Annotated in this window: 24 protein-coding genes; 1 reads left to right on the top strand and 23 read right to left on the bottom strand. The window is 56.3% G+C overall.

The window, feature by feature from the left end:
• Nucleotides 1-2: 2 nt before the first annotated feature.
• The 7 genes from rpsO to rimP all read right to left on the bottom strand — a co-directional run bounded on the left by rpsO (nt 3) and on the right by rimP (nt 7,683).
• Nucleotides 3-350, bottom strand: a complete 348-nt coding sequence (gene rpsO, locus N8E88_RS14985) for a 30S ribosomal protein S15 (protein WP_310072173.1) — start codon at nt 348-350, stop codon at nt 3-5.
• A 74-nt stretch (nt 351-424) separates the two neighbouring features.
• A complete protein-coding gene (gene truB, locus N8E88_RS14990) occupies nt 425-1,396 on the bottom strand; it encodes a tRNA pseudouridine(55) synthase TruB (RefSeq protein ID WP_262295485.1) in 972 nt (323 codons plus the stop codon).
• 1 nt (nt 1,397) lies between these two features.
• Entirely contained in the window at nt 1,398-1,859 is a 462-nt protein-coding gene (rbfA, locus tag N8E88_RS14995) for a 30S ribosome-binding factor RbfA (protein WP_262294359.1), read from the bottom strand.
• Nucleotides 1,860-1,953: 94 nt separating this feature from the next.
• Complete coding sequence (gene infB / locus N8E88_RS15000; RefSeq protein WP_262294360.1) at nt 1,954-4,680, bottom strand: translation initiation factor IF-2; 2,727 nt, start codon at nt 4,678-4,680, stop codon at nt 1,954-1,956.
• Nucleotides 4,677-5,318, bottom strand: a complete 642-nt coding sequence (locus N8E88_RS15005; protein ID WP_262294361.1) for an RNA-binding protein — start codon at nt 5,316-5,318, stop codon at nt 4,677-4,679. Before N8E88_RS15005 ends, infB begins: the two co-directional genes overlap by 4 nt.
• A 29-nt stretch (nt 5,319-5,347) precedes the next feature.
• Nucleotides 5,348-6,949, bottom strand: a complete 1,602-nt coding sequence (gene nusA / locus N8E88_RS15010; protein ID WP_262294362.1) for a transcription termination factor NusA — start codon at nt 6,947-6,949, stop codon at nt 5,348-5,350.
• Nucleotides 6,950-7,014: 65 nt separating this feature from the next.
• Entirely contained in the window at nt 7,015-7,683 is a 669-nt protein-coding gene (gene rimP, locus N8E88_RS15015) for a ribosome maturation factor RimP (protein ID WP_262294363.1), read from the bottom strand.
• Between the two features lie 268 nt (nt 7,684-7,951).
• Between rimP and N8E88_RS15020 the strand changes: the two genes are divergently transcribed.
• The gene (locus N8E88_RS15020; protein WP_181872304.1) at nt 7,952-8,116 is read left to right on the top strand and encodes a hypothetical protein; all 165 of its coding nucleotides are present in this window, start codon (nt 7,952-7,954) and stop codon (nt 8,114-8,116) included.
• A 28-nt stretch (nt 8,117-8,144) separates the two neighbouring features.
• On the opposite strand, the gene N8E88_RS15025 is transcribed toward N8E88_RS15020, so the two are convergent.
• From N8E88_RS15025 to N8E88_RS15100, 16 genes are all read right to left on the bottom strand, one after another.
• Nucleotides 8,145-9,662 (bottom strand): tripartite tricarboxylate transporter permease, encoded by a 1,518-nt coding sequence (locus N8E88_RS15025; protein ID WP_262294364.1) that lies wholly within the window; start codon nt 9,660-9,662, stop codon nt 8,145-8,147.
• A gap of 9 nt (nt 9,663-9,671) precedes the next feature.
• A complete protein-coding gene (locus tag N8E88_RS15030; RefSeq protein ID WP_262294365.1) occupies nt 9,672-10,154 on the bottom strand; it encodes a tripartite tricarboxylate transporter TctB family protein in 483 nt (160 codons plus the stop codon).
• Entirely contained in the window at nt 10,151-11,101 is a 951-nt protein-coding gene (locus N8E88_RS15035) for a Bug family tripartite tricarboxylate transporter substrate binding protein (protein WP_262294366.1), read from the bottom strand. Before N8E88_RS15035 ends, N8E88_RS15030 begins: the two co-directional genes overlap by 4 nt.
• Before the next feature lie 504 nt (nt 11,102-11,605).
• Nucleotides 11,606-12,304: a tRNA (guanine(46)-N(7))-methyltransferase TrmB gene (locus tag N8E88_RS15040; protein WP_262294367.1), complete on the bottom strand. Its 699-nt coding sequence runs from the start codon at nt 12,302-12,304 to the stop codon at nt 11,606-11,608.
• Between the two features lie 19 nt (nt 12,305-12,323).
• The gene (gene metK / locus N8E88_RS15045) at nt 12,324-13,589 is read right to left on the bottom strand and encodes a methionine adenosyltransferase (protein WP_262294368.1); all 1,266 of its coding nucleotides are present in this window, start codon (nt 13,587-13,589) and stop codon (nt 12,324-12,326) included.
• 182 nt (nt 13,590-13,771) lie between these two features.
• A complete protein-coding gene (locus tag N8E88_RS15050; RefSeq protein WP_112526604.1) occupies nt 13,772-14,185 on the bottom strand; it encodes a helix-turn-helix domain-containing protein in 414 nt (137 codons plus the stop codon).
• 100 nt (nt 14,186-14,285) lie between these two features.
• Complete coding sequence (gene lnt / locus N8E88_RS15055; RefSeq protein WP_410010676.1) at nt 14,286-15,806, bottom strand: apolipoprotein N-acyltransferase; 1,521 nt, start codon at nt 15,804-15,806, stop codon at nt 14,286-14,288.
• Nucleotides 15,807-15,936: 130 nt separating this feature from the next.
• A complete protein-coding gene (locus N8E88_RS15060; protein ID WP_262294369.1) occupies nt 15,937-17,031 on the bottom strand; it encodes a hemolysin family protein in 1,095 nt (364 codons plus the stop codon).
• Between the two features lie 5 nt (nt 17,032-17,036).
• Complete coding sequence (gene ybeY / locus N8E88_RS15065; protein WP_262294370.1) at nt 17,037-17,576, bottom strand: rRNA maturation RNase YbeY; 540 nt, start codon at nt 17,574-17,576, stop codon at nt 17,037-17,039.
• Complete coding sequence (locus N8E88_RS15070) at nt 17,551-18,570, bottom strand: PhoH family protein (protein WP_262294371.1); 1,020 nt, start codon at nt 18,568-18,570, stop codon at nt 17,551-17,553. Before N8E88_RS15070 ends, ybeY begins: the two co-directional genes overlap by 26 nt.
• Before the next feature lie 29 nt (nt 18,571-18,599).
• Nucleotides 18,600-20,030 (bottom strand): tRNA (N6-isopentenyl adenosine(37)-C2)-methylthiotransferase MiaB, encoded by a 1,431-nt coding sequence (gene miaB, locus N8E88_RS15075; RefSeq protein ID WP_262295486.1) that lies wholly within the window; start codon nt 20,028-20,030, stop codon nt 18,600-18,602.
• Nucleotides 20,031-20,049: 19 nt separating this feature from the next.
• Entirely contained in the window at nt 20,050-20,898 is an 849-nt protein-coding gene (locus N8E88_RS15080) for a lyso-ornithine lipid O-acyltransferase (protein WP_262294372.1), read from the bottom strand.
• A complete protein-coding gene (rimI, locus tag N8E88_RS15085) occupies nt 20,899-21,402 on the bottom strand; it encodes a ribosomal protein S18-alanine N-acetyltransferase (protein WP_262294373.1) in 504 nt (167 codons plus the stop codon).
• Nucleotides 21,399-22,085, bottom strand: a complete 687-nt coding sequence (gene tsaB, locus N8E88_RS15090; RefSeq protein WP_262294374.1) for a tRNA (adenosine(37)-N6)-threonylcarbamoyltransferase complex dimerization subunit type 1 TsaB — start codon at nt 22,083-22,085, stop codon at nt 21,399-21,401. The genes rimI and tsaB overlap by 4 nt, the downstream gene beginning before the upstream one ends.
• Before the next feature lie 99 nt (nt 22,086-22,184).
• A complete protein-coding gene (locus tag N8E88_RS15095) occupies nt 22,185-22,697 on the bottom strand; it encodes a DUF3859 domain-containing protein (protein WP_262294375.1) in 513 nt (170 codons plus the stop codon).
• Nucleotides 22,698-22,709: 12 nt separating this feature from the next.
• Entirely contained in the window at nt 22,710-24,887 is a 2,178-nt protein-coding gene (locus N8E88_RS15100; RefSeq protein WP_262294376.1) for a malate synthase G, read from the bottom strand.
• Nucleotides 24,888-24,910 lie beyond the last annotated feature (23 nt).

Consider the following 24,910-nt stretch of genomic DNA (forward strand, 5'->3'; position numbering starts at 1 on the left):
TATTAGCGGCGCAGGCCGAGCTTTTCGATCAGCGTCTGGTAACGGCCCTGATCAACTTTCTTGAGATAATCAAGAAGGCTGCGGCGCGTCGAGACAAGCTTGAGCAGACCACGGCGGGAATGGTTATCCTTCTTGTGGTCCTTGAAATGTTCGGTCAAATTGACAATGCGCTCTGTCAGAACGGCAACCTGGACTTCCGGAGAACCGGTATCGCCTGGCTTCGTTGCATATTCAGTGATCACTGCCTGCTTGCGTTCAGCGGTTATCGACATCGTATATCCTTTCTTTTGAAGAGGAAAACAGGATGCCCACGGCCGGGATGTCGTCCAGCGGGGGCCGGTTAAAGCGATAGCAAAAGCTGGTCGCTGCGGGCCGTATAGTCGAAAATGTGACAAATTACCAGCCGCAAATGATTCTGGCCATTTCAGGCCGTGAATACACGCTTCGGCTGGAACTGACCCTTCTCGATAAAGCCAATCGCCAAAACTTTGCCCTTGGTAGTCACGCAGGCCTCGTCAGCTTCGACAGGTGCATCGCGCCCGCGCAGTATCACAGGATTGCCCATCCGAATGCGATGCGCCTGATCATCAGAGACTGCAACCTGCGGCAGGCTTTCCAACGCTGCGCCTGTATCGATAAGAAAAGCATCCATCACCGAGAAGCGCTCGGCCAGCCGCTCATAAGATCGGTCCTCACCCTCCTCCTCCGTCGGGACGGGAGGGTGGGCAGCTTCCAACTCCGCGAGTGTGACGAAATCGGACTCGTCGAAGGGTGCAACCTCGATGCGGCGCAGGTCGGAAATGTGGCCATAGCAACCAAGATCGCGGCCCATGTCGCGCGCGAGTGAGCGCACGTAGGTGCCCTTGCCGCATTCGACTTCGAAGATCGCCGTCAACGCATCGGTCTGTTCGATCAATTCCAGCCTGTCAATTTCCACTTCGCGAGAAGGTATTTCGACCTCCTCGCCGCCGCGGGCGAGATCGTAGGCCCGTTCGCCAGCGATTTTGATGGCGGAGAATTTGGGCGGCGTCTGTTGGATGACACCGATGTATTTCGGCAGCAACGCTTTGATTGACGCTTCGTCGGGACGCAAGTCCGAGGTCACTGTGACCTCGCCCTCGAGATCATCCGTGGAGCGTTCGGCACCCCAGGTCACGGTAAAACGATAGATCTTTGTTCCGTCCATGACATAGGGAACCGTCTTTGTCGCCTCACCCAGAGCAATCGGCAGCATGCCGGATGCCAGAGGGTCCAGCGTGCCCGCATGACCAGCTTTCTCGGCCTTGAACAACCATTTGATCTTGGAGACGGCCTCGGTGGATCCCATGCCTTTCGGCTTGTCGAAGATCAGCCAACCGGAAACCGGACGGCCTTTTTTCTTGCGCTGCCGTGTCATCTCAATCGTTACCGTCGCCGGCGTGGCCTGGCACGTCGCCCGGATTGGGATCACCACCGTCGTCATCCTCATCGTCGACGAGGTCGCGAGTGACTTCCGGCTTGCGCAAGAGAGCGTCAATCTTGGCGTAATTGTCGAAGCTTGTGTCGATACGGAACCGGAATTCCGGCATATATTTCATCTGCTTGAGATGAGATGCGGCCCGGCCGCGAATGAACTTGGCATTCTTGTTAAGGGCGCTGATGACACCATCGCTGTCGACGGCACCGACCGGCGACACAAAACAGGTAGCGATTTTCAGATCTGGCGACATACGCACTTCGGAAATGGCAATCACCGCATTTTCCAGCGTGTCATCACGAACATCGCCGCGTGCAAGCACTTGAGAAACCGCATGGCGCACCTGCTCACTGACGCGCAGCTGGCGTTGAGAAGGGCCTGATCCTGTAGCAAAACGAGCCATAAATTTATCTTATCCCAAGAATGTCATATGCCAATAAACAATGGATCGCCGGTTTTCATTCCGGCGATCCTGTCTTCAAATATTGGGCGCTGCCTTAAAGCGTGCGAGTCACATGTTCGACGCGGAAAGCCTCGATCGTATCGCCTGCGCGCATATCGTCGTAATTCTCGAACGCCATACCGCATTCCTGACCGGCCGGGACTTCGGTAACTTCATCCTTGAAGCGCTTGAGCGTCTTGAGCTTGCCTTCGTGGATGACGACGTTATCGCGGATAAGGCGGACACCCGCACCACGTTCGACCTTGCCTTCCGTGACACGGCAGCCAGCGACCTTGCCGACCTTGGTGATGTTGAAGACTTCAAGAATTTCCGCATTACCGATGAAGGTTTCACGGCGTTCTGGCGAAAGAAGACCCGACATCGCTGCCTTCACATCATCAACGAGGTCGTAAATGATGTTGTAGTAGCGGATTTCGATGCCTTCGCGCTCGGCCAAATCACGGGCCTGCTTGTTGGCACGCACGTTGAAGCCGATGATCGCCGCGTTCGAGGCCTCGGCGAGGGCGATATCGCTCTCGGTGATACCGCCAGCACCCGAGTGGATGATGCGCGCACGTACTTCGTCGGTTCCAAGCTTATCCAGGGCGCCGGCAATGGCTTCGATCGAGCCTTGGACGTCGCCCTTGATGAGAAGCGGAAATTCCTTCAGCCCGGTTACTTGCAACTGGCTCATCATCTGTTCGAGCGAACCGCGCGAACCAGCCTGACGTGCCACAGCCTTTTCACGGGCGAGACGCGTGCGGTATTCGGAAATTTCACGCGCCTTGGCTTCGCTTTCAACGACAGCAAAACGATCACCGGCCTGCGGCGGTCCGCCTAGACCAAGAACCTCGACCGGCATTGCAGGTCCGGCATCCTTGAGATTTTCACCGCGGTCATTGACCAATGCACGAACACGACCCCACTCGCTACCTGCAACGATGATATCGCCCGGTCTGAGAGTACCCTTCTGAACCAGAACGGTAGCAACCGAACCGCGGCCGCGATCAAGCTTGGCTTCGATCACGACACCTTCAGCTGTCCGGGTAGGATCGGCCTTGAGGTCGAGAACTTCCGCCTGAAGCAGGATCGTTTCCAGAAGCTTGTCGAGACCGGCACCGGTCTTGGCCGAAACCTCGACGTCCAGCGTTTCACCGCCCATGGATTCCACGAACACTTCATGCTGCAGAAGACCGTTGCGGACCTTCTGCGGATCAGCGGACGGCTTGTCGATCTTGTTGATCGCTACGATGATCGGAACACCCGCAGCCTTCGCATGGTTGATCGACTCGATCGTTTGCGGCATGACGCTGTCATCGGCAGCAACGACCAGAATGGCGATATCGGTTGCCTGTGCACCGCGGGCACGCATGGCCGTAAAGGCAGCATGGCCCGGCGTATCGATAAACGTGATCTTCTGGCCGTTCTGCTCAACCTGATAAGCACCGATGTGCTGGGTGATACCGCCAGCTTCGCCGGAAACGACGTTGGCCTTGCGGATCGCATCGAGCAGCGAGGTCTTGCCGTGATCGACGTGACCCATGATGGTGACAACCGGCGGACGCGACACGAAGGATGCCGTGTCGTCCTGCACGTTGAAGATACCTTCTTCGACGTCGGATTCAGCAACGCGGCGAACCGTGTGGCCGAATTCTTCGGCAATCAACTGAGCAGTATCGGCGTCGATCAGATCGCCCGGCTTCATCATCTGGCCTTCCTTCATCAGGAATTTGATGACGTCGACGGAACGCTCTGCCATACGCTGGGCGAGTTCCTGGATCGTAATCGTCTCCGGCAGGATAACTTCACGCGCGATCTTCTCGCGGGTCTCCTGCTGCATGCCGCGCTTGAATTTCTCCTGGCGGCGGCGCATAGCGGAAAGCGAACGGCTGCGACTTTCATCATTGAGCGCAGTGCCCAATGTCAGCTTGCCGCGGCGGCGTTCATCTTCGCCCTTGACGACCTTTGGTGCCCGGACTTCCGGCTTGGCCGGAGCAGCACTGGTGCCACGGCGGACGCCAGCAGGACCACGACGGTCGTCGTCTTCTTCGGCAGCATTCGGCTTGCGCGCCGCTGCCTTCAGTGTTGCGTCGTCGGCTGTCTTCAACTCGGCAGGCTGGCGCTTGCGGGATTCTTCTTCTGCACGCTGCTTGGCCTCAGCCTCTTTGCGCAGGCGCTCTTCTTCCTCAGCCTGACGGCGGGCAGAAGCTTCACGTTCCTGGGCACGAAGTGCGTCATCTTCAGCACGGCGGGCAGCTTCGACGGCTGCCTTGGCGCGATCTTCCGCATCACGGGCCTTGGAACCTTCCAGCGCCTTGCGGCGCGCTTCGAGTTCTGCTGTGGACAGAGTGTTAAGCACCATACCGGAACGATCGTTCGGGCGCTGACCGGAAGGACGATAAGGCTGTTGGGCGGGGCGCTGCTGGGCAGGCGCAGCGGGACGCGCGCTTGTCTGGGGCGCTGGTGCCGGCGCGGCTGGAGCAGCCGGACGCGGCGCCGGTGCAGCAGCACTTGGCTGCGGTGCAGCCGGCTGAGGCGCAGGGCGCGCGGGCGCAGCAGCTGCCGGCGTTGGCGCTGGAGTCGCCGCAACAGGAGGCGCAACCTCCGGCTTCTGATCCGGGAGGCTGAACTTGCGCTTCTTTGTTTCAACAACAACAGACTTCGTACGCCCATGGCTGAAGTTCTGACGCACGGTGCTCTGTTCAACGCCAGGCCGCTTCAGGGTCAGGGTCTTCTTATTGACGCCTAGCGTCTTGTCGTCTGTCGATTTTGTATCGCTCATTCCGTTTCCGTTTCCTTCGCGACAGTCGCCGCTTTAGCGTCGGCCACATCCGTGGGGCCATCGCGAAAATGCTGTAGAAGCCAGGCTCGTTTCATGAACCCGGCAGCTGCCTTCCCCTTGAGTACGGCAGCATGTATCACATTTACCCCACCCAATGCCAAATCCATTTCACTGCTTTCGAACAATGAAAGGGCGGGTATTTCAGGTCCGCCCGCATAAACAACCGAACGGCGGGCCTGGTCAAGTTTGCGGACACCATCTTCCGCCGCTTCAAAGGCATGAAGCACGAGTGCAGCGGTGCCGTTGCGGATCGCAATATCCACTTTTGCGGCCCCTGTTACCACAACCCCGGCCTTTCGCGCCAATCCAAAACTGCCCAACGCTGATTTTGCGAGCATCTGGTCGACTGCCTGTCCCAAATTATCGGGAGCCGTGACACTGCTTTTCAATCCGCGCGGAAAAAGCTTTCGCTTGACCGCCTCATCGATATATCGCCGCTGAGCTTTGACCCAACAGCCCCGGCCGGGCAGATTGCGCTTCAGATCAGCCACAACCGTACCGTCTGGACCAGCGACAAACCGGATCATGTCATCGACAGAACCGCTTGTCCGCGTGACAATGCACGTTCTGTCGTTCATTTCCGGTTCCACGTCTGGATCGCTCGAAATCAGCCAGCGACCTCTTCTTCCGCCGTTGGTTCGGCTTCGGCAGCAGCAAGATCGTCTTCCGTGATCCACCCGGCTTTCAGGCGTGCAGCAAGAACCATCTGTTCCGCGTCGGCACGGCTGACTTCGAACGACGACAGAATGCCTGGATAGTTGATTGTCTCACCATCCTTGCGTTCACGCCAGCCGGTCAGTTCGTCGACTGCGTAGCCAGCGAAGTCCTCGACCGTCTTGACGCCATCTTCACCGACAGCAACGAGAATAGCGTTGGTCATGCCTGGCAGGTCACGAAGCTCGTCCGCAACACCCAGTTCCTTGCGGCGGGCGTCGCGTTCCTCTTCGATACGGCCAAGATATTCCTGGGCGCGCTGTTGAATCTCAGTTGCCGTATCCTCATCGAAACCATCGATGGAGGAAATGTCATCGGCATCCACATACGCGATTTCCTCGACACTGGCAAAACCTTCGGAGGCAAGAACCTGGCCGACCATCTCGTCGACATCAAGCGCTTCCATGAAGAGGTTCGACCGTTCGACGAATTCTTTCTGGCGGCGCTCGGATTCTTCCTGCTCTGTAAGGATATCGATATCCCAGCCCGTCAACTGCGACGCGAGGCGAACATTTTGCCCACGACGACCGATTGCAAGTGATAGTTGGTCATCCGGGACCACAACTTCAATACGTTCGGCGTCTTCATCGAGAACAACTTTGGAAACTTCCGCCGGCTGCAGCGCATTGACGATGAAGGAAGCGGGCTCTGGCGACCATGGAATAATGTCAATTTTTTCGCCCTGAAGCTCACCGACAACCGCCTGAACGCGCGAACCGCGCATACCAACGCAGGCGCCGACCGGGTCGATCGAGGAATCACGGGAGATGACCGCGATCTTGGCGCGCGAACCCGGGTCGCGAGCTACCGACTTGATCTCGATAATGCCATCATAAATTTCCGGAACTTCCATGGTGAAGAGCTTTGCCATGAACTGCGGATGCGTACGGCTCAGGAAAATCTGCGGACCGCGCTGTTCGCGGCGCACATCGTAAACATAAGCGCGAACACGGTCGCCATAACGGAACGTTTCGCGGGGGATCAGCTCGTCGCGGCGGACAATGGCTTCGCCACGACCGAGATCGACGATCACGTTGCCATACTCCACGCGCTTGACACTGCCGTTGATGATTTCACCAACGCGATCCTTGTATTCGTCGTACTGGCGGTCACGCTCGGCTTCGCGCACCTTCTGCACGATGACCTGCTTGGCGGACTGGGCAGCGATACGGCCGAAATCCATAGGTGGCAGCTGGTCGGCAAGGAAATCGCCCGGCTGCGCATCCGGATTGCGATCCCGCGCAGCTTCCATGCTGATCTGGGTGACAGGATCTTCGACATCATCAACCACCTCAAGCAGGCGCTGAAGCTTGATCTCACCGGTCTTGGCGTTGATATCGGCCCGAATATTGGTTTCCTGGCCATAACGCGAGCGCGCGGCTTTCTGAATGGCATCGGCCATCGCCGCAATCACGATCTCGCGGTCAATCGACTTCTCGCGCGCCACCGCATCGGCGATCTGCAGAAGTTCTAGCCTGTTTGCACTGACTGCCATGTTCTTCTCCTTGAAGTTCCCCTTAGGGTTCATCGCCGCATTGCTTCTGCGGGCGTATGAAAATATCAATCCTGTTTTGTCTGTTCCTGCCCCGCCGTCGAAGCTTCCGCCTCGTCTGCTTGGCCAGTGCTATCTTCCGGGATCCGGCCTTCGCGCAAATCCTTGTCGCGGCGCAGCGCATCACGAATGAGATCGTCTGTCAGGACAAGCCGTGCATCCGAAATCAGCTCGAACGGAACCTCTACGACTGGTTTGTCGCCATAGCTCGCCTGGTCGCTCTCGACCGTGACGCCTTCGACGGAAACCTCGGCTATGCGGCCGCGAAACTTTTTGCGTCCTTCGTGAACGGCCGATGTATCGATCTTGGCGATATGGCCGATCCATTTGGTAAAATCTGATTTGCGAACCAACGGCCGGTCAATGCCCGGTGAGGAGACTTCGAGATGATAATTCCGGTCGATTGGATCCTCGACATCGAGCACCGGTGACAATGTTCGACTGACGAGTTCACAATCCTCCACAGTCATCGTGCCGTCGTGGCGCTCGGCCATGATCTGCAGCGTCAAGCCATTGAGACCGGAAAGCCGGGCGCGTACCAACCGAAAGCCGATGGACTGCAGCACCGGTTCAATGATACCGGCAACGCGGGCATCGATACCCGTTTCAGTGATGATCCGCTCGTCGGCACCCTCTATGTGGGCCGTTTCCTGTTTCGTATTAGCGTCGTCTGTCACGCAAAGATTTTCCCTGTTTCGGCCCTAAGAAACAAAAAAGAGCGGGACCGGTCTGGACCCACTCCTGTTCTATCGACCAAGAATATGACGCTTATATACCGAAATGATGCGCGAGTTTCAAGCGCAGAGGTGATTTTCTGCTGAGTTGTTTACAGACGCCAATCTCGTCATGCGTTTTCGCATGGCTGCCCTGCATTGTTGGACCTAAATTTATCAGCTCATTCATCCTATCTATGCTGCAGTGCAATATAGACTAAAGGATGAAAAAATGTCCAAAACTCAACAGCTTTCAAAGATTGGCAACTTCTTCCGCGCATTCGGAAGCGCTGTTGCTGTCGCCGAAGCTACTCGACTTGGCCACCAGCCCGTCGCGTCTGACCTGCGTGCGCTCGGTATCGATCCAGTACAGTTCAAATCCATCTACCGGCGCTAATCTCCGATAGACGGCGTAGCAGACCTTCTCAATCCTCGTTAGCCGCGAGGGCGGCCAAGACTTTACCTTTGCCTCGCGCCCGCAGGATAAGCGGGACCACAACTGCGCATACTGCAAGCAACAGCAGTATGACCGATATGGGCGAGCTGACGAAGACAGTGAAATCGCCTTGGCTGATCTGTAGTGCGCGGCGGAAATGTATCTCCGCCATGGGTCCGAGAATGAGACCCACGACCACAGGCGCAATCGGATAGCCAAAAAGCCGCAGGAAATAGCCGAGCAGGCCAAACAGCAGCAACATGCCTAGCTCGAATGTCGAGGGATTGGCGCCGATGGTTCCGAGTGTCGCAAAGACCAGGATGCCGGCATAAAGCCAATGCCTTGGGATGGATAGCAGCCGGACCCATAATCCGACCAGCGGCAAATTCAGTACCAGCAACATGAAATTGGCCACAAGCAGGCTGGCGATCAAACCCCAGACCAGCTGCGGATTGGTTGCAAACAACAGCGGACCGGGCTGCAAACCGAACTGCTGGAATCCTGCCAGCATGATGGCTGCAGTGGCGCTTGTCGGAAGACCAAGCGTCAGCAGGGGAACAAGCGTGCCTGCGGCCGATGCATTGTTGGCCGCCTCAGGACCCGCGACACCCTCAATGGCGCCATGGCCGAATTCTTCAGGCTTTTTCGACAGCTGCTTCTCCACCGAATAGGACAGGAACGTACCAATTTCCGCACCGCCCGCCGGCATCGCGCCGATCGGAAAACCAATGAATGTTCCCCGAAGCCAGGGTTTCCAGGAACGTGACCAATCTTCCCTGTTCATCCAGACTGACCCCTTGACGGGCTCGATTTTTCCTTCGCCCGTGCCCTTCGATGCAGCGACACTCAATGTTTCACCAATCGCAAACAGGGCAACGGCAAGCGTTGTAACCTCGACGCCATCAGTCAGATCGGGGATGCCGAAGCCCAGGCGCACCTGTCCCGACAGACCGTCGGCGCCTATCAAACCAAGCGCTAGGCCTATGAAAAGCGCAGTCAATCCACGCAAGGTGGAATCGCCAAACGCTGCCGAAACCGTCATGAAGGCCAACATCATCAGGGCAAAATATTCGGCCGCGCCAAAGGAAAGCGCAAATTTGACAATGGTGGGGGCAATCAGCGCCAGCGCCATGGTCGCGATCAACCCCGCAACGAAGGAACCGATCGCCGCCGTCGCCAAGGCAGGACCACCTCGCCCGGCGCGCGCCATCTTGTTGCCTTCGAGCGCAGTGACGATCGATGCACTCTCCCCTGGCGTGTTCAAAAGAATCGACGTGGTCGACCCGCCATACATGCCGCCATAGTAGATGCCGGCAAACATGATGAGCGAACCTGCGGGGTCCAGCTTATAGGTAACCGGCAGCAACAACGCGACCGTAAGAGCTGGACCAATGCCGGGCAGAACGCCTACGGCCGTACCCAATGTTACGCCGATGAGCGCATAAAGCAGATTGAATGGCTGGAATGCTACGGCAAAACCATGTGCTAATAGGGAAAAACTATCCATAGCCGGTCCTTAAATGAGACGTTCAAGCGGTCCAACCGGGAGGGACAACTCCAGTCCCTTGGCAAAAATGACCCAGATTATAAATGACAAAACAATACCGATGGGAACTGTCATCCAGAGCGGTCCCTTGCCGAAGCCACGCGCGGTAGCGGCGAAAAGCAGTCCTGTCGCGATGGCAAAGCCCGTTATATGCAAAAGCAGCATCTGGGCGACGAGACCGCCTACAATCCAGACAACAGGCTGGATCTGCTGTTCCTCGCGTTCGGGAAAATCACCGCGCATCGCTTCAAAAGCAGTCCAGATAGCAAGAATAAACAGACCGCCGGCAATCGCATAAGGAAACACTGCCGGACCGATGCGTGTCGCGCTGCCGCCAACGGCGGTGGCCGTACTATAGGCGATGATCGCAGCAACAATTGCGATACCGGCGGCAATTGCCAGCGCCGCCCGATCAGGGCGGCGCGCTTCGGAACTCGGTGTCTCTTGGGTCATTTCACGAGGCCAATATCTTTCAGGATAGCGGCTGTTGCTTCGGTATCCTTTTTCAGTTGAGCTTTGAACGCGTCACCGGCAAGATAAGTGTCGGCCCAGCCCTTGGCTTTGAGCTGTTCCTGCCAGGTCTTTGACTTTGCCAGTTTTTCGACGTCTGCACTGATCGCAGCTTCCTGTTCCGGTGTGATACCGGGAGGAGCCGCGATCATACGCCAATTCTGGATGGCGACATCCACACCGCCCTCCTTGAAGGTCGGCGCATCAATTCCTTCGACCTTTGCTTCGCTGGAAATACCTATGATGCGCAGGGCGCCGGACTTGATCTGCGATTCGAATTCGCCGTAACCGGAAATGCCGACCGTAACCTGCCCGCCAAGGAGTGCGGCCAAGGCTTCACCACCACCGGAGAAGGCAACGTAGTTGATCTTCGTTGGATCGACGCCGACAGCCTTTGCAATCAGACCAGCAGTGATCTGATCAGTACCGCCGGCCGAGCCACCTGCCCAGGAAACCGCTCCAGGATCAGCCTTCAGCTTTTCGACCAGTTCAGCCATCGTCTTGATCGGCGACGCAGCCGGAACAACTACAGCCTCGAACTCACCCGTCAGGCGAGCGATCGGAGTAACCTGATCCAGCGTTACAGGCGATGCGTTGGTCAGAATGGCACCCACCATGACGTAGCCGCCAACCATGAGCTGCGAAGGATCGCCCTTGGCCGAGTTGGCGAATTGCGCCAAGCCAATAGTACCGCCCGCACCGGGAACGTTCACAACCTGAACGCTACCGGAAATCTTCTCGTCCTGCAGTGAACTCTGGATCGTGCGGGCAGTCTGATCCCAACCGCCGCCTGGCGCTGCTGGTGCCATGATTTTATAGTCGGCGGCAAAGGCCTGGCCGGACAAAACGATCGCCCCGGCGGCCGCAAAAGCAAGCAATATCTTATGCATTTCTGGAATCCTCCCATGACGGCCGTCGGCCGTCTGTTTATTTTTAGACACTGAAGAAAACGGGAAGATGCCAACGCGTGTTAAACCGGATGGCAGATGCCAATCCTTGGTTCGACAACTTGATATACGGACAGCCTCCCAGCGGTCTCCTCATCCTTAAAATGATACTAGGAAACTGTCAGGAAGCTGTCACGTGAAATGACGAACCAAACGCCGTCGCATCGCAGATTGATATTAGGTCGTGAATTCATAAATCTGATGGAAATGGCAGGAGGCCATTTGTTTGGATATGCAAGGAGCAAGGGCGATGGCAATGTTTATCCATTGTCGAGCCTTTGCGACGACGCAGCGGGGCAAATGGACCCTGTCCTGCGGACGCCGAAACGGCTGCAAGCTGCAGTGTCGAACCGTTCGGCCGGGAGAAAGACCCCGCCCTTCACGCTTCTCCTCGCATCTTCTTGCCGTTTCAGGCGCCCATTTCCACCAGATTTATGAGTTCACGACCTACAGACGCAAAAATGTCAGGTAAGCACCGATACGGCCTTCGCGATGGGCTTTCTGTTCGTAACGAGTGCCTGGCCACGCTTCATAAGGCGTATGCCAGTCGGCGGAAGTCTCCGCCTGCCACTCAAATTGCCCGTGCGCGTGGCAATGTTGCAGCGTCCAGTTCACATAAGTGTCGATGTCGGAAGCAAACCGGAAACGACTCCCGGACTTCAGTACGCGAGCAAAACGGTCGAGATTCTTTTGACTGACAAAGCGGCGTTTCCAGTGCTTCTTCTTCGGCCAAGGATCGGGATAGAACAGATCAATGCCGTCCAAGGAGTTGTCTGGCAACCAGTCGAGGACCTGCGTTGCATCATCATCATAGAGCCGAATGTTCAGTATCGGATCTTCATGGAGATCGACGACGAGTTTCGCCATGCTGTTGACGAACGGCTCCACGCCGATGAATCCTGATTGCGGACAACGCCGCGCCTCATGCAACAGGTGTTCGCCGCCGCCAAAGCCAATTTCCATTCGGACCGTTTCGACCTCCGCAGAAAACAAACTGCGGAGGTCGTCGGGTGCTTGTACACCAAGATCAAGCTTGAGCAGCGGCAAGAGCTCATCGCGGATGGAGCGCTGCATAGGACGCAGCGCTTTACCGCTTCTTCTACCGAAGAATGCCTCCGTTGAACGCTCGCGCCGTGCCTCAGTCATAGGATTTTGCAATGGCCGCTCAAGCAGCCAGAGCGGACTTCAATTGCTTGGCCAGATCGGTCTTCTCCCAGGAGAAAGAGCCATCGCGGCCGGGCTTGCGGCCAAAATGGCCATAGGCGGACGTCTTGGCATAGATCGGCTTGTTGAGGTCGAGATGTTTACGGATTCCGGATGGCGAAAGGTCCATCACCTTGCGCAGGGCGGCTTCCACCTGATCCTCATTCACGCTGCCGGTTCCATGCAGATCAACATAAACCGACAGCGGCTGGGCAACGCCAATCGCATAGGAGAGCTGGATCGTGCAGCGATCGGCAAACCCGGCGGCAACGACGTTCTTCGCAAGATAGCGGGCAGCGTAAGCGGCGGAACGATCGACCTTGGTCGTATCCTTGCCCGAGAATGCACCACCGCCATGGGGCGCGGCACCACCATACGTGTCGACGATAATCTTGCGGCCTGTCAGACCGGCATCCCCATCGGGCCCGCCGATAACGAACTTGCCGGTTGGGTTGATGTACCAGACACAATCGTCCGCGATCTTCAGATCGCCCATCGCTTCGCGGATATATGGCTCAACGACCTTGCGAACCTTCTTGGAGTCCCAGCTCGCATCGAGATGCTGCGTCGACAGTACAATCTGCGTGGTTTCAGCTGCTACGCCATCGACGTAGCGGACCGTAACCTGGCTCTTGGCGTCAGGGCCGAGCTTGCCAGCATCACCCTCGCCCTTGTGACGGGCGGCCGCGAGAAGTTCGAGAATCTTGTGGGAATAATAGATTGGGGCTGGCATCAGGTCCGGTGTTTCACGGCAGGCGTAGCCAAACATGATCCCTTGATCACCAGCGCCTTCTTCGCCCTGTCGATCGGCCGCATTGTCGACGCCCTGCGCAATGTCAGCTGATTGTGGATGCAGGAGCACTTCGATCTTTGCCGTCCTCCAGTTGAATCCATCCTGCTCATAACCGATATCGCGGATGGCGCGGCGGGCAGCGGCGCGAAAGCGCGAGGGATTGATAACCGGATGTCCCTTGGCGTCTTTCAGCACGACGCCGTCCTTGTCTTTCTTCAGCAGTGTGTCAGGAACACGCACTTCGCCGGCGATCACGACGCGGTTGGTAGTTGCCAGCGTTTCGCAAGCAATGCGCACAGTCCACGGGTCAACGCCTGTTTTCTTTGCCTCTTTGTAGATCATGTCTACGATTTCATCGGAAATGCGGTCACAGACCTTGTCTGGATGACCTTCAGATACGGACTCACTGGTAAAAAGATAAGAACTGCGTGTCACGGGGAACCCCTCTTGAAAAGCGAACGAATGCTCAATCAGCAAAGTCTGAATTGGGCAGCGTAGTCTTTGCCAAGGTCCAGGGGATCAGTCAATTGCTTTCGTTTTCAAACAAATGGCAGTTTGAGAATTTTTTTCTAAAGCGTCCGAATGCGCTTTCGTATCCGAACACGCATTTCAGCCGATTACTCTTCTTCGTGACCCAATGTACGGACAAGATCGAGAATTTTCCGCCTTATCTTGGCATCGCCGATTTTGGCGAATGCACGGGCAAGCTGAATCCCCTCGGAACTATTAAGAAAGCCGACGACATATGTGGTCTCGCTCTCCTCCTCGAACCCTTTGGGCTTGTCGGATTGACCAGGCATGTCGTCAAAGAAAAATGTGACAGGCACATTGAGAATATTCCCGATAGCCTGCAAGCGGCTGGCGCCGACCCGGTTCATGCCCTTTTCGTATTTCTGTATCTGCTGAAATGTTATTCCAAGGCTTTCACCAAGCTTTTCCTGGCTCAATCCAATCATGTTGCGCCGCAACCTAATGCGTGCACCCACGTGTACGTCTACTGGGTTTGGTCTCTTCTTATTAGTATCAGTCATAAAAATCTCATTCGTATGAAATGAAGCTTAAAACGAATTTTATCATCAATGCATCAACGGTCCAAATAAGGCTTTATTCGATAGGTCCACGTCCGAAATGTCAACCAACCCTCGCTCTATGGCGAGAAAAATAAGCCAGCGTTACAACTAGAACAATGCCAATTACAATCCAGAATTGAAAATGGCGCGCAGCTGCACGAATTGGTAGTTCCACTTTCGTTGGAAGAGCGACATCGATCACGCCAATGGCGTCGAGTGCCAACCCATCGATGATTCGGCCGTACGGATCTACAACACCAGAGAGTCCGTTGTTGGCAGCCCTTATAAGAGGCAATCCCTGCTCCACCGCGCGCAATTGAGCCTGCCGGAAATGCTGGTAAGGACCCGGGGTGTCTCCGTACCAAGCATCGTTCGTGACGTTGACAATGGCGTCTGCAGGCGGTCCTTCATAGGACATTTCGGCTGGAAAAATCGCCTCGTAACATATGAGAGGCAAGGCGGTAAAATTGTCTCTCACGGTAAGCGAACGACGGGTCGCTGCAGCTGTGAACCCGCCGGGCAGTTCGATGACTTCGCTGATGCCGAACCTGCGCAGAATGTTCTCAAGCGGCACATATTCTCCAAACGGAACGAGGTGGACCTTGTCTGCAGCGCCGGTGATTTCTCCCTCGGCGTCGATTGCATAGATCGAATTGTAGTAAAGCGGCGCATCGCTGCCGCCGGGCTCTTCCATTCGAATTGCCCCCGCTAAAAGGACTTGGTCATCCGCTAGAACGTCGGCAATACTCTTCAGTGCTTCGGGCGTCTTCGTCAAAATATATGGAACGGCTGTTTCCGGCCAAACGACGAGCTGTGGCTTAGGCTTGCCATCCTTGGGCACCTCGCCGGTCATGGCGAGATACTTGTCCATTATACCCCGCCGTGCGTCGGCGTCCCATTTGAGATCCTGCGCGATCGATGGTTGGACCACACGCACTTGCAGTCCTTTAGCTTCGACCTTGGCATTGCTGAGCCGATATACGCCGAATCCCACATGGGCGGATATCAGGACGAGGGCGAGAATGGTACCGCTTCTCAGACCATGCCGGCCCGCCAGCAGCGCAGGCATGGAAAAAACGATCACAGCCAGCGCATTCATCGCGAGCAGCCCAACGATGACCGATGACTGCATCAGCACTGGCACCGGCATAGCCGCGTAGCCTATGGCGTTCCAGGGAAAGCCCGTCAGAACGAATGATCGAAGCCATTCCGCGATGCCGAATCCAAAGGCAAGCGCGAATATCCGACCAAGGCCATCACTCCACAACAGCCGTGCGAGCGCCGTGGCAAAGGCATAAAAGATGGCAAGAAAGGCCGGAAGCCCGAGAATCGCAAAAGGGATAGCCCAAGCAAAGTTGGCAGCATCGACAAGCAGAGCGTTGCCGATCCACCAGAGCCCGAATACGAAATAGCCAAAGCCGAACCACCAGCCTACCATTGCGGCCGGTAAAAGACGGCGGATCGGCCCTGCGCCGGCATTATCGACGGCCCCGTCAATGAGCCAGACAAGAACCGGGAACGATATGAAACAAACGGCAAAGAAGTCATAGGGCGGAAGCGCGAAGCTCGCGAGCGCTCCCATCAGGAACGACAGCACGACCCGCCTCCAGCCCGACAGGAGAATAATTTTTCCGGGCAGCCGCTGGACTACCCCTGCCTCTTTTTCGGCTCGGGATATTGTGACATTCACGGACGCGACACGAGCAAAACGATCATTGGCCACGATCCGACGGATGATCCGCAGGATCTTCTTGTTTGGCGAGGCGAGTTGGGCGGCGTTCCGCGTGGCGTAGAGGTACAATACGCACCTTGCGAATGCGGCGGGGGTCGGCTTCCAACACGTGAAACTCATAGCCGGGGACCGCCTGCACCATCTCGCCGCGCACCGGAATACGGCCGAGGATCGAGAAGATCAGTCCGCCGACGGTATCGACATCCTCTCCGTGTTCACCAATGACGAATCCAGTGCCGATCTTTTCGGAGACCTCATCGAGATCGGCGCGAGCATCGGCAATGAAAACACCTTCCGGGTCTTCAATGAGCATCACTTCATCGTCGTCATGCTCGTCTTCGATATTTCCAACGACCATTTCGACGATGTCTTCCAGTGAAACCAGACCGTCGGTTCCGCCATACTCGTCAATGACAAGAGCAATCTGGATGCGTTGTGCCTGCATGCGGCCCATCAAATCATTGGCAAGCATCGATGGCGGCACGAACAGGATTGGCCGCATCAAACTCAGGTCAGAAATGGTTTTGGTCAAGTCGACATTGGACAGGTTGAACTTTGCCGCAGCAGGTATCCTGGACACCCGGGCAGCTGTCCTTCGCGGTTTGATCCTGGAAATATTGGTGATGTGATTGACCACATCACGAATATGAACCATGCCGCGCGGGTCATCGAGCGTTTCAGCGAAAACCGGCATACGCGAATGACCAGACTTTTCAAAAACCTCCAACAGGTCGCCAAGCGTTGTGGAAATCTCTACGGCCTCGATATCGGAACGCGGGATCATGACGTCTTCCACGCGCAACTCCCGCAGACGCAGGATATTGTGCAGCATGGCACGCTCTTCAGGCGAAAACGCCGTGTCGCCGTGATGGCTCTCGGCCAGAGCAGCATCGAGGTCTTCCCGCAGGGAGGTTCCTGGGCGGGCGCGGAGAAATGGAAAAATTGCGGAAAGGAGCGAGCGCTTTTCTTGACCTTGCGCTCTGGGAGTACTTTGCCCTTCGGCATCACTCTCCTGCCCCGATATTCCCCTCGAGGGAACGGCGGCAGAATCGTTCTGGTGCGACGTGTCAGACATGGTCCTCAATCGAATTGATCGTCAATGACGGATAGCGCATATGGGTCCGGGATGGCAAGACGTTCAAGGACTTTGCGTTCAAGTCCTTCCATCTCCTCCGCTTGCGTCTCGTTGAGATGATCATAGCCGAGCAAATGCAGAAATCCATGAACGATGAGATGGCTGAGATGGTGATCGAAAGGCTTGCCCTCGTCCAAAGCTTCGCGCGCCACTGTTTCGCGTGCAATGACAATGTCGCCGAGCATTGGCCCAGGCTTGTGACCAGGCTTTAGCCCAAAAGCTGGAAACGACAGGACGTTGGTGGGCTTGTCCTTGTCACGCCAGTCATTGTTAAGTTCCTTGATCGTGGCATCATCAGTGAAGACCAGACTGAGTTCGCTTGCCGGTTGTTCCCCTCGCTCAAGCGTTTGCCACGCGGCAGCAATGGCGTTGGTCGCCAGATCGCGCAATAGGGATTCATCATCCCAGCCGTCCGTTTCAACCAGTATGTCGATCTCGATCAAGATATTTCGCCAAGTGTCAGGGCTTGGCGCCTTCCTTGTCATAGGCACGGACAATCGCGGCAACGAGCGGATGCCGTACAACATCTACATCAGTAAAGCGCACGGTGACGATCCCGCTGACCCCATCAAGAATTCTCAGCGCCTCTACCAATCCGGATTTCTGTCCCGGAGGCAAATCGATCTGGCTCGGATCACCGGTGATGATCATTCGGCCGTTTTCACCCAGACGGGTCAGAAACATCTTCATCTGCATGGCAGTCGTGTTCTGCGCCTCATCGAGAATGATCGCCGAATGGGCAAGTGTCCGGCCGCGCATGAAGGCGAGCGGCGCTATTTCGATTACGCCGGCCGCAATCGCCCGCTCCACCTTGTCGGCGGGCATCATGTCGTAGAGCGCATCGTAGAGCGGTCGCAGGTAGGGATCGACCTTTTCCTTCATGTCGCCCGGCAGGAAGCCTAGTCGTTCGCCGGCCTCGACGGCTGGACGCGAGAGAATGATGCGGTCGACGAGGCCGCGCTCAAGCAGCATCGCTGCGTGCGCGACTGCAAGATAGGTCTTGCCAGTACCCGCTGGCCCGACACCGAAAACCATCTCCGAGCGATCCAGCGCTCGCATATAGGCATCCTGCGTCGGCGTGCGGGCAAAGATCGTCTTTTTGCGGGTCGATATCTGGGCTGCAGCCATCTTGCTTTTGTTTTCCATCGTCGGGAGCGTCAACTGGTCATCGGCGGCAATTGCCATGCGCAATGCGCCATCGACATCGGACGCGGAGATGTCATGGCCTTTCTGCAAAAGCTCGTAGAGCTGATCGAGCGTCCTGCGTGCCTGTTCTGTTGCGCCAGGTTCACCCCGAATGGCGAGCTGATTACCTTTTGAGCGAACATCGACACCGAGCTTCTGCTCGATGCGGGCGAGATTTTCATCGAATTGGCCGAACAGCGCACTCGCCAGCCGATTATTATCAAATGTCAGTACGATATGCGCCAGATCTGAAGCTCCTGAGGGAGCGGGTTTCAGTTTTTCGGTGGCGTTCAAACGGCTCTCCTGAATAAGTGTTCAGCCTTTTATATAGTCCCATTGCTCGCCGAGTTCATCTCCCGAATGCCAATCAGACTGTTGGTACCGGTGTCGATGATTCGTACCTTGATAATGTCGCCGATTCTTGGCCCGTGTACATCGATAATTACGGGTTGTAACCAGGGAGATCTTCCGACCATCTGGCCGGGTACCCTGCCGGGCTTTTCGATCAGCACATCCATGCTCTTGCCAACGAGGCTGCGCTGGAACGCATATTGCTGCTCACTGAGCAGGGCCTGCAGGCGCCGGAGTCTTTCATCCTTCACCGCTTCATCGATATGACTAGTCATATCAGCACCGGGCGTGCCGGGCCGCGGCGAGTATTTGAACGAATAGGCTGCAGCATATGTAGCATCGCGCACAATCTGCATTGTCGCTTCGAAATCTTCTTCCGTCTCGCCCGGAAATCCCACAATGAAATCGCCAGACAGGGCGATATCGGAACGAGCAGCGCGAATGCGCTCGATCAAACGCAAATAGTCGGCACTTGTGTGCTTGCGGTTCATGGCTTTGAGGATGCGATCGGAACCGGACTGAACGGGCAAATGCAGGTAAGGCATCAGCATATCAAGATCGCGGTGCGCGTTGATCAAGGCGTCGTCCATATCGCGCGGATGACTGGTGACGTAACGAAGCCGCACGATTCCGGGGATTTCGGCCAGGCTGTAGAGTAGCTTACCCAAACCCCATTCGCGTCCGTCCGGACCCTCGCCGTGCCAGGCATTGACGTTCTGACCGAGCAAGGTCAGTTCACGCACGCCGGCATCGGCAAGCTTTTCAGCTTCTTTCAGAATTTGTGCGACGGGACGGGAAACTTCCGAACCCCGTGTGTACGGGACCACACAGAACGTGCAGAATTTGTCGCACCCTTCCTGCACCGTCAAAAACGCCGTTACACCACGGCTTCGTGTCTGCTCTTTTGCAGGCGCAGGCAGATGCTCGAACTTGTCTTCTATCGCATACTCGGTCTCGACTACGCGCTCACCTTGGCGAACGCGAGCCAACGCCTGGGGCAGACGATGATACGTCTGGGGACCGACGACGAGATCCACGACCGGCGCGCGGCGTGTGATCTCATCGCCTTCTGCCTGGGCAACACAACCGGCGACACCGACAGTCAGTTCGCGACCTTCCTTTGCCCGCGCATCCTTCATCTTTCGCAGACGGCCAAGCGCCGAATAGAGCTTTTCGGAAGCCTTTTCGCGGATATGGCAAGTATTGATCAACACGAGATCCGCATCGTCAGCGGTATCGGTCGGACTATAGCCTTCGGCGGCGAGGCTGTCGGTCATCCGCTGACTGTCATAGACATTCATCTGGCAGCCATAGGTCTTTACATAGACCTTGCGCGTGTTCGCAAGTGCCGGCGAATGCCGAGCGGTGCCGGAAGCTTCGCCCGGCTCAGTATTGATGTTCATGTCGTCCATTTGCAGGCTTCTAAAGCTTTTTGGCGTCGTTGAGAATAGCTGAGTCGCTTTCGGCGTCCGGATTGACAAAATCACGCCCCATCACCGAAGATCGCACCATTGCGCGGACACGCTCTTCCATCGTCCGTGCTAAAGCCTTGCGGTCGCTTTTCCTGTCGATGACGACTGGTTCGCCAAACCAGACATCGACGTCGATAGCGCCATCTTTGAGAAGACCAATCAAACTTGGGCCGAGGGGTACATCACCCGGCCAGGCAACAAGCGGTCTATGTGATCGTCCCATCGGTATGCCATGAACTCGTGTATAGGCGATCGCCACGGGCTGTACCGTAACCGTTTCTGCACCCGCATCGCGAATTGCCACCTGCGCGGCGCCAAAAAGTGATGTCTTGAACGGAAGGACGCGGTTGCCGTCGGAGGTTGTTCCCTCGGCAAACAACACCATGGCGTCGCCTCCAGCGAGCCGGGTTGCGATTTCACTGGCTTGATGATGCGTCTTGCCGCGCTTTTCCCGCTCGATGAACACCGTCCGCTGCAGCTTGGCCAGCATGCCAAACAACGGCCAGTTCGCCACTTCCGCCTTGGCGATAAAAGCCATCTCGTGCAACGAGCCGAGGATGACGATGTCCGTCCACGAGGAATGATTTGCCGTCAACAGAAGGGGCCGTCCCTTTGCCATATCGCCATGGACATGCACTCGAAAACCAAGGAGACGTCGCACGATCCGATGAAACAAGATTGGCGTGGTGGTGCGCGGCCGCCAGCCGGTTTTCACAAACAGGAACTGCAGGGGTACCAGGAGTATTATAACGAGAACAAACGCCGTCGCCGTCACCAGAAAACGCAACCACGCGATCATTCAGCGGCTCTTTTTCAAATCGCGGCGCATCGTCAAGGCTGCCGAGCGTCCTGCCGCCGTTTCATAGTAGCCCGGCCGCTTTCCAACCTGCTTGAAACCAAGCCTGCGATAAAGTGCAAGTGCCGGTACGTTGAGCTCATCGACCTCGAGAAACAGCATAGTTGCGCGCGCATTGTGAAGATAACGGAGCGCTGCATCCATCAAAGCGTGGCCAAGACCCTTACGCTGTGACTGGGGTGCAACGGCGATAGTCAGGATTTCCGCTTCGTCCAACACAAGACGCGCCAGAACGAACCCGCCCGGTTGCGCTTTTCGGTTCCCCTCCTCCCGAGCGATAAACCCGAAAACCTTGTCGTTGACGATAAGTGCATGAAATTCCTCATCACTCCACGGTTGCCGAAATGTCTTCTCATGAATCTTGGCCAGATGTGGCGCATCCTCCGGAAGAACCGGCTCAATCACAAAGGATTGCGATCGCATGGTGTCGAATGGAAAGCCGATCATTCGACGACCTTCCTTTTCAGAACAAACCCCTGCTGCTGCTTGACATCAAGGCCACGCAGATAAAGCGGTCTTGGCGCCTCGCCATCCCTGCGCAATGCTCCAAGCCGGGCGAACGCCTCGATGCTTCCTGTCGCTGTGTTTGCGGCAATGTCGAGAGGACGACCAAGTTCTTTTTCGATTAGAATTGCACCCGAACCCGCGAGCACGTGTTCACTGCCTCGTTCTTCCAATTGTTTCACAATCGAGTGCAATGTCGTCACCACAGGCTCCGATGCCGCCGATCCATTCTCGCCAAAGAATTGAGCATAAAGCTCGTCACGCCGTGCATCGATGATCGAAAGGATTGGCCTATGCGAAAATTGCTTGGCTGCATCGTAAGCGAGCGCCTGAAGCGTGCTTATGCCAACTGCCGGACATTTTAGCGCGAGCGCAAAACCCCGCGCCGTGGAGACGCCGACGCGGACGCCGGTAAACGATCCGGGTCCAATGCTGACAGCAATCTTGCCAATATCCGTGATGGAAATTTGGGCCGCAGCGGCCACCTGCTCGATCGTGGCCATCAATCGCTCGGCATGCCCTTTGCCGATATCTTCGCTGGACGCCGCCAGTATAGTACCGCTTTCAACGTCGAGAACGGCGACGGAGCAGAGATTGGCAGCGGTATCGAGCGCAAGCAGTTTCATGCGCCTCGCCTAAACAAGAATCAGCCAGCACACAAGTAGGCGGATGTGGCAGTTCGGATATAGAACTCACGTTCCGCTCAATCCCAGCCCATCTTCCGTCTATGAAATCGGACAGCTTCCGGCAGTTACTTCGAAACTTTTTGATACCAGTTCCCGACCGGACAGGTCACGCAGCGAAATCGTCCATTCCCCGGAGACGAGTTCGAAGTCCCTTTCGAAAACCCAGCCGGCGTAACGACGCAGGGAGGTCGCACTGTCAGGCCAGCTGCTTTTCAGCATCGATCGGCCGTCCTCTGTTTTGATCATTGGGTGGAAAACCACGACCGTTATTGGAAGGACCGCCTCACCGACATCCGACGTTCTGTAAAGGACACCGAAACTCGTGCCAATGCATGCTCGGATGATCGTGGTTCGCATGACATCGACCGGACCTTCGACCAGCCGGTTCACACCCGTCGGCGTATCGGGTGAAACTTCGGATCCGACTTCCTTCGGGCTCGTCAGCCCCCAGTCGACGATCTCTACTACCGACGTTTGTCTTTCTTCAGCCAGACCCGTGTTCCACACGATCACAGCGGTGAGGAACACAAGATATCTGACGTAGTGAGCCATATGTCCGTAGACCTAGATAGCAGTCTGCTTTGCCTTCAGCTCGAGCCGGCGGCGATGCAAGACCGGCTCTGTATAGCCATTTGGCTGTTCGCGGCCTTTGAAAACGAGGTCGCAGGCCGCTTGAAAAGCAATTGAACCGTCAAAATCAGTGGCCATCGGATGATAGAGCGGATCGCCAGCGTTCTGCTTGTCGACGACCGCTGCCATGCGCTTCAGCGTCTCAAGCACTTGCGCCTCGCTTGCTACACCGTGATGCAGCCAATTGGCGATATGCTGGGCAGAGATGCGAAGCGTTGCGCGGTCTTCCATCAAGCCCACATTGTTAATGTCCGGCACCTTGGAACAGCCAACGCCTTGGTCGACCCAACGCACGACATAGCCAAGAATCCCTTGCGCATTGTTGTCGAGTTCGCGCTGAATATCTTCCGGTGTCCAATTGGGGCGGGAAACGACGGGTACGGATAGAATATCGCTGAGCTTGGCGCGTCCACGCTTTTTCAAACTGGTCTGGACTTCGGCGACATTGACCTTGTGGTAGTGCGTTGCATGGAGCGTCGCAGCGGTCGGCGATGGTACCCAGGCGGTGTTGGCACCGGCTTTCGGATGCGCGATCTTCTGCTCAAGCATTGCTGCCATCAGGTCCGGCATGGCCCACATGCCCTTGCCGATCTGCGCACGACCTGAAAGTCCGCACTCAAGACCGACATCGACGTTCCAGTCCTCATACGCGCCAATCCAGGCGGCCTGTTTCATGTCGCCCTTGCGGATCATGGGACCGGCTTCCATCGAAGTGTGAATTTCATCACCCGTGCGGTCGAGGAACCCTGTATTGATGAAGACGACGCGTTCCTTCGCAGCACGTATGGATTCTTTCAAGTTAACCGTGGTGCGTCGTTCCTCATCCATGATTCCCATCTTCATGGTGTTTGGCTGCATGCCAAGCAGCGTCTCGACCCTTCCAAACAGCTCGGAAGCGAATGCTACCTCTTCGGGACCGTGCATTTTTGGCTTGACTACATACATGGATCCGGCGCGGGAATTCTTATGCCGGCCGCCTGGTCCTATGTCGTGGAGCGCAGCCAAAGCGGTAATCGCCGCATCCATGATGCCTTCCGGCACCTCGTTACCCTCACTGTCGAGGATTGCAGGATTGGTCATCAGATGACCGACATTGCGCACCAGCATGAGCGAGCGTCCAGGTACGGTCAGATGCTTGCCGTCCGTGCCTGTGTACTCCCGATCTGCATTGAGTTTGCGCGTAACTGTCTTGCCGCTTTTCTCGAAAGTATCTTCGAGATCGCCATTCATCAGGCCGAGCCAGTTGCGGTAGACGACAACCTTGTCTTCCGCATCGACAGCCGCAACGGAATCCTCGCAATCCTGAATCGTGGTCAGAGCCGATTCCAGCAGAACATCGGCAATATGTGCGGGATCTGTCCTGCCAATCGGATGATCGGCATTGATGACGATCTCGACATGCAGGCCATTCTTTATGAGAAGAATTGCGGTCGGAGCAGTCGCGGCACCGCGATAACCGGCAAACTGTCCTTTATCCTTGAGCGAGACAGGTTTGCCACTCGCCTCGAGCGCGAGCGTCCCATTATTGATGCTCAGACCGGAAACATCGGCCCAATGTGCACCATCCAGCGGCGCGCTATCGTCGAGAAACGCTTTGGCCCAGGCTATCACCTTCGACCCTCGGACCGGGTTAAACGCCTTGCCCTTTTCAGCGCCGCCGTCATCCGGAATGGCATCCGTTCCATACAATGCATCGTACAGCGATCCCCAGCGCGCATTGGCGGCATTGAGCGCATAGCGGGCATTCATGACGGGAACGACAAGCTGCGGACCAGCGACAACGGCAATTTCAGGATCAACATTGCTGGTTGAAACGGCGAAGGCTTCGCCTTCTGGCAACAGGTAGCCGATTCCCCTCAGGAAGGTTTCGTATTCTTCGTGGCTGTAGCCGCTGTCGCGCTTGCTCTTGTAAAAATCGTCCAGCTTCTGCTGGAATGCATCGCGTTTTTGCAAGAGTGCGTGGTTTTTTGGGGCCAAATCTTCGATGATCTTTGCAAAGCCAGACCAGAATTGCGCCGCATCGATGCCGGTACCCGGGATAGCTTCATTGACCACGAAGTCGTGGAGTTCCTTCGCTACCTTCAAGCCATTGATCTCGATGCGTTTAACCATAGTTCGTTCCTTAAATTTCGTAG

It is taken from the genome of Phyllobacterium zundukense, from assembly GCF_025452195.1.
Lineage (GTDB): Bacteria > Pseudomonadota > Alphaproteobacteria > Rhizobiales > Rhizobiaceae > Phyllobacterium > Phyllobacterium zundukense_A.

Coding starts and splice junctions, on each gene's coding strand:
- truB (WP_262295485.1), bottom strand. CDS start 1,396: ATGACACGGCAGCGCAAGAAAAAAGGCCGTCCGGTTTCCGGTTGGCTG.
- rbfA (WP_262294359.1), bottom strand. CDS start 1,859: ATGGCTCGTTTTGCTACAGGATCAGGCCCTTCTCAACGCCAGCTGCGC.
- infB (WP_262294360.1), bottom strand. CDS start 4,680: ATGAGCGATACAAAATCGACAGACGACAAGACGCTAGGCGTCAATAAG.
- N8E88_RS15005 (WP_262294361.1), bottom strand. CDS start 5,318: ATGAACGACAGAACGTGCATTGTCACGCGGACAAGCGGTTCTGTCGAT.
- nusA (WP_262294362.1), bottom strand. CDS start 6,949: ATGGCAGTCAGTGCAAACAGGCTAGAACTTCTGCAGATCGCCGATGCG.
- N8E88_RS15020 (WP_181872304.1), top strand. CDS start 7,952: ATGTCCAAAACTCAACAGCTTTCAAAGATTGGCAACTTCTTCCGCGCA.
- N8E88_RS15025 (WP_262294364.1), bottom strand. CDS start 9,662: ATGGATAGTTTTTCCCTATTAGCACATGGTTTTGCCGTAGCATTCCAG.
- N8E88_RS15030 (WP_262294365.1), bottom strand. CDS start 10,154: ATGACCCAAGAGACACCGAGTTCCGAAGCGCGCCGCCCTGATCGGGCG.
- N8E88_RS15035 (WP_262294366.1), bottom strand. CDS start 11,101: ATGCATAAGATATTGCTTGCTTTTGCGGCCGCCGGGGCGATCGTTTTG.
- N8E88_RS15040 (WP_262294367.1), bottom strand. CDS start 12,304: ATGACTGAGGCACGGCGCGAGCGTTCAACGGAGGCATTCTTCGGTAGA.
- N8E88_RS15050 (WP_112526604.1), bottom strand. CDS start 14,185: ATGACTGATACTAATAAGAAGAGACCAAACCCAGTAGACGTACACGTG.
- lnt (WP_410010676.1), bottom strand. CDS start 15,806: ATGGGAGCGCTCGCGAGCTTCGCGCTTCCGCCCTATGACTTCTTTGCC.
- N8E88_RS15060 (WP_262294369.1), bottom strand. CDS start 17,031: ATGTCTGACACGTCGCACCAGAACGATTCTGCCGCCGTTCCCTCGAGG.
- ybeY (WP_262294370.1), bottom strand. CDS start 17,576: ATGACAAGGAAGGCGCCAAGCCCTGACACTTGGCGAAATATCTTGATC.
- miaB (WP_262295486.1), bottom strand. CDS start 20,030: ATGAACATCAATACTGAGCCGGGCGAAGCTTCCGGCACCGCTCGGCAT.
- N8E88_RS15080 (WP_262294372.1), bottom strand. CDS start 20,898: ATGATCGCGTGGTTGCGTTTTCTGGTGACGGCGACGGCGTTTGTTCTC.
- rimI (WP_262294373.1), bottom strand. CDS start 21,402: ATGATCGGCTTTCCATTCGACACCATGCGATCGCAATCCTTTGTGATT.
- tsaB (WP_262294374.1), bottom strand. CDS start 22,085: ATGAAACTGCTTGCGCTCGATACCGCTGCCAATCTCTGCTCCGTCGCC.
- N8E88_RS15095 (WP_262294375.1), bottom strand. CDS start 22,697: ATGGCTCACTACGTCAGATATCTTGTGTTCCTCACCGCTGTGATCGTG.
- N8E88_RS15100 (WP_262294376.1), bottom strand. CDS start 24,887: ATGGTTAAACGCATCGAGATCAATGGCTTGAAGGTAGCGAAGGAACTC.